Raw genomic sequence first — 5,027 nt, 5'->3', positions numbered from 1 at the left:
CCAAACGTACTTTTCTTTTTGGTTTTGACTTCTTCAAAACTGGAGTTATTGGCCACCGCCGACACCAGCAATACGTCACCGCCCGCCGCTAGACCAATACCTTCTCCGCCACTTAGCGCAGAGCCTTCCGAGAAAATATCTTGCTGACTGACCAGCGTTAACGCACCACCGGCATTCAGTGTCGTACCTGTGAGGGTTTCGGTATGATCGCGTTTCTCAGTGGAATTGCCACCACCGCCGACAAAACTGTAGCTATCCTGAGAATCAGTCACCGCCAACAAGTCAATATTGTTCGCGGACAAGGCTAAATTGCCCTTGGCATTGATCTGCGCCCCTTTACTGGTTAGGGTGTTGACGGCGCTAAGTTGGATATTGTTGCCAGAAAGCGCACTCACTTGCTGGATAACAGTAGAAGACGACTGATTACCGCCTCGCCAAGCATTAGACTGGCTTTGTTTGTTCGTCGTGTTCTGTACGGCAAGCAGATCAATGGTATTGGCGGAGATCGCTAGATTGTCTTGTGCTTTAATGTTCGCGCCTTCACTGGTAATGGTATCAACTGCATTTAGCTGAATATTGTTGCCGGAGAGGGAGCTAACTTGATGCCTAGTACTGGATTCCTCTACGCTACTATCACCATAACCACGTGACCAACTCTCATTAATGTCAATAGCCTCAATGGACACGTCATTAGCGGCGGTTAAGGTAAGGTCACCCGTGGCCTTCACCTCACTGCCAATTAAACGAATGTTGCTCCCCGCGGACAGGCTAACATTGCCCCCCTGTATGCTGGCGGTATCGCCAACAGTGGTCTCGGTTCTTGAATATCCCCCCGTCCCCACCTGGCGCTTACTACTCACTGTTTCATTGGTGATGCTGCCCCCCGCCACCAAATTCAAGTTACCGGTGGCGTTAATGGTACGGGTATTAGTGATGTCTTGGCTTGCGGTCAAGCTGGCGCTACCGGAAGAGGCGATGCTGCCAACGTTACTAATGCTACGGGCAGTTAACGATAGGCTTTGATCAGCGGATAAATTACCACTATTGGTGATGTCCCCCACACTTTCAAGGGAAACGGTATTACTTTGCAAGGTGCCGCTGTTATCAATACGCCCGCCTTTTAACGATAAATCCACGGTGGCTAACATGGAGCCGCTGTTATTGATCGCATCATCCGCATCAATATTAATGCTATTTGCCGCCATCAAGGCGCCATCCGGGCGGATATCCAGCCCAGACGCCGCGGAGAAGTAAACTTTGGGTACCAAGGCCTGTTGCGGACCATCTGGCGTGTCAACGGTTTTCATTACCATCCACACAATCGGCTGTTGCAATTGCGCAATTTGCGCCGCGCTCAATCCCACCCCAAGGGTGAGCTGCAAGTCTTCATAGGACCCGACCGCATTTTCCATCAAACGGGCGTAGGTGTCTTCCATGTTGATGCTGTCAGGGATGGTCTGCTTGCCGGTGAACGACAAAATCTGCTCACGCACCAGTCGTTGTTCTAAAAAGCCATCGCCTAAGCGTACGGCCGCTTTACCATCCCGTCCGGCCGAATCGGAGGTGAGTTTGTTTAACAGATAATCCGACGAAATGAAGCTTTTGTAATTGGTCAGTAAAGGATTGCTTTCAACAAGATAGTTAGCATCAGGCGTATTGGACGCCTTGAATAAGGCGTCACCGACCAGATCATTAAATACATCATCAAAAATAGCATTGCGGCGAGATTCAATTACCTCTTGATCGATTTGAGCTAAGGCGACTGGAGTGCTCCCATCCAATCCTTTGGGTTGACCTATAGTGCCAGAACCCACGGCCACACCCTCAATCGTTTCATTACTGCTATTCACAGAAGCATTATGAGCATCTTGAATCGATACACCCGCCACGGCATCCGCTGAACCCACATTATTGACAGAACCGGCTTTACCGGTAATGGAACCATTGGCCGTAAAGGTCGCATTGAGCAAGTTGACTGACGTCGATGTAGTTCGATTAATATTTTCTGAGTACGGCCATTGGTAATAGCCCTCCAAAGTATTAAGTGAAATACCACTTGAACACTTCCACCACCATTCATCAGCACACGTAGCGGTATAATAGGTTTCAACCCATTTAATTTGGTGAGTTTCATTAGCTGCTAAGCTGATGTTATTTACCAACGACGCATTAAAAGCAAGATTACCAACCGCACTGATTGTCGAGTAATAATTATCCACTCGACCCGTTAACGTCAAATCGTTTCCAGACAAGAGGTAACCCTGAGCACTGGCACTGGTTAAATAGGGCGTTATTTTTATATCTTTACCATTACTAATATATGACTTGTACCACCCTTGCCCTACCTTCTCGTTAGTCCATCCCCTATCAGCTTCGCCCTCCCTATCCCTATTATACGTATATGCAAATTTAGATATCCCCAATGTATTGTATTCCGGAAAAACATAGGAATAGCCTGATATGTCTTTCTCAGAACGCGTATAACCCCAATCCACCGATGACCTTTTGTTGATAAGCAAACCCGCATCGAGCGTTAAATCATGGCTGGTTTCTATGGTGGCTGAGCTGTTAGTAAGGGTACCATTGGCTTTTAGATACGCATCCCCCAGACTGAAAAAGACCCCGCCGTCGAGGTTATTGATGGCCCCTGTCGAATGAACGTTTAGGTAATCCTTCGCTAAAATAAGCCCATTGCCGCCAGTGTTGTTAATGCCGCTGGCGGTGATGGTGAGGTCGTTCCCTGCTAAGCCACCTTGGTTATTGAGGCTGCCAGTGTTGATCGTTAAGGTACCATCCTGAGCCGAGATAACCCCGGTGCTGTTGTTGGTGAGGTTCTGGCTAGTAATGTCGATGTTGTTGACCGATTCGATCAACGAGTCCGTATTATTCACATCGCCTGCGGCATTGATGGTGAGGGTGTTATTGGCACTCAGTTTGGCGCCATTTTGGTTGTTCACATCGCCTTGGGTGGCATTGAGGGTAAGGCCCCCGGTGGCGGCAATGCGACTGGTGCTCTTGGTGTTATTCACTGTCGTGGCGTTCACCACGATGTCTTTGCCCGTTAGGCTGCCATCGTTGCTCAATGCCCCCGTGACCGTTAGGTTACCTTCACTGTCTAAGGTGCCCATGTTGAGGGTTAACGTACCATTTTGTGTCAACACCTTGCTGCCGGCTGAGTTGTTTAAGGTGTGGCTGGTCAGGGTCGCATGGGTGCCCGATTCTATGGTGGCATTACTGTTAATCAGGTCACCGGTAGCGGTTAAGGTCAGTTCGTTGCCTGCGTGGATCAGTGCTTCGTTGCTGTTGGTGATGGCCCCTGTGGTCTTTAGGTCTAGATTGTTATTGGCGTAGATCTGGCTGGTGCTGGCGTGGTTGTTCAGTACGCTGGCGTTTATGTCGATGTTCGTGCCACCCAGCAGTCTTTCGTTATCGATCTGTTGGGCACGGATGGTTAACAGGTCACCTTGGGCTAATAGGGTGCCTGAGTTCGTCAGGTTTTGACTGGTGAGGGTGGCTTTGGTGAGCGATTCTATGGTGGCATTGTGGTTGATCAGGTCACCATTGGTGCTGGTGAGAGTGAGTGCTTTATCGGCGTGAATTAGGGCGTTATCTTGGTTGGTCACGTTGCCTGCGACCGTCATGTCGAGTGTATCTGTCGAATAGAGTGTGCCGTTTGCTGTGCTGTTCTCCAGTTCTGAGGCCGTGAGGGTCAGACCATGGCCCTGTATCGTGCCTTGGTTATCAAGCTGGGCCGTCTCTACGGTTAACACCCCTTCTTGAGCGAACAACTTACCGCTGTTGGTGACGTTATTGGCCTCGATCTCTGAGGTCGTCACCGACTCGATGGTTGAGTCTGTGTTGGTCAAGTCACCGTTGTTACTGGTCAATGTGAGAGCTTTTTCTGAATGAAGTAAGGCGCCCTCTGTGTTGGTGATCGCCCCATCAATGGTAACGTCCAGTGTGTCCGTTGAGTAAAACTTACCATTCACCGTGCGGTTATCGAGCTGATCCGCTATAAGGGTGATGCCATGACCAGCAAGTCCGCCTTGGTTGTCTAGTTTGGTGGTCTCTATGGTTAACGCCGCATTTTGCGCTAGCACCGTGCCCGTGTTGGTGAGATTTTGGCTCATCAGAGCCGCCGACGTCAGCGATTTAATCGTCGAAGCCGTGTTGGTGATATCATTATTGCTGGTGAGGGTCAGGGCATTTTCTGAAAAGAGTAACGCGCCGTCTGTGTTGGCAACCGCCCCATCAATGGTGACGTCCAATGTATCCGCTGAATAGATTTGTCCATTGACGGTGCTGTTATCAAGCTGATCCGCGGTCAAGGTAATGCCGTTACCGACTAAGGCACCTTGGTTTTCGATTGTATTGATCGAGCGATCTTCCGTTCCTAAGGTCAACTCACCATGTTGCGCGAGGATGGTACCGCTGTTGGTGACGTTTTGCGCGTCAATCTTGGTGCTATTAACGGCTTCAATGGTGGCCAATGTGTTGATGAGATTGCCGTCTGCATCTATCACCACCTGCGTATCCGCATGCACTAAGGCACCATTGCGGTTGCTGATGTTCCCCAGAATGGTTAAGTCGATGTTGTCTGTTGAATAAAGCTGGCCATTTACTGTGCTGTTGTTCAGCTCTGTGGCACGGATGACCATACCATTACCCACCAATGCCCCTTGGTTATCTAATGCCCCTTGCTTATCTAATACCGTAGTGTCGATGGTTAACTCACCGTCTTGCGCAAGGATCGTCCCTGAGTTGGTGAGGTTTTGGCTGATAAGGGTCGCGGAGGTGACGGATTCAATCCTAGCCTGAGCATTGACGGTGTCGCTGTTGTTACTAGTAAGAGTAAGGGCGTCGTCTGCGTGTATCAAGGCGCCGTTTTGGTTGGTGATGGCGTCATCCATCACGCCTGCAATGGTGGCATCCAGTGTCTTCGTCGAATAGATTTTTCCGTTTGTGGTGCTGTTGGTCAGCTGATCAGCCGTCAGAGTGATGCCATTACCCTGCATACGACCTTGATT

Annotated in this window: 1 protein-coding gene; it reads right to left on the bottom strand. The window is 49.7% G+C overall.

Annotated features, from left to right (window positions below; translation table 11 throughout):
* Nucleotides 1-5,027, bottom strand: a 5,027-nt coding sequence (locus I8J31_RS20560; protein WP_199470457.1) for a beta strand repeat-containing protein, incomplete at both ends; no start/stop codon positions are given.

Source organism: Marinomonas transparens (assembly GCF_016463975.1).
GTDB classification, from domain to species: domain Bacteria; phylum Pseudomonadota; class Gammaproteobacteria; order Pseudomonadales; family Marinomonadaceae; genus Marinomonas; species Marinomonas transparens.
This window is presented reverse-complemented; position numbering and strand designations above follow the sequence as displayed.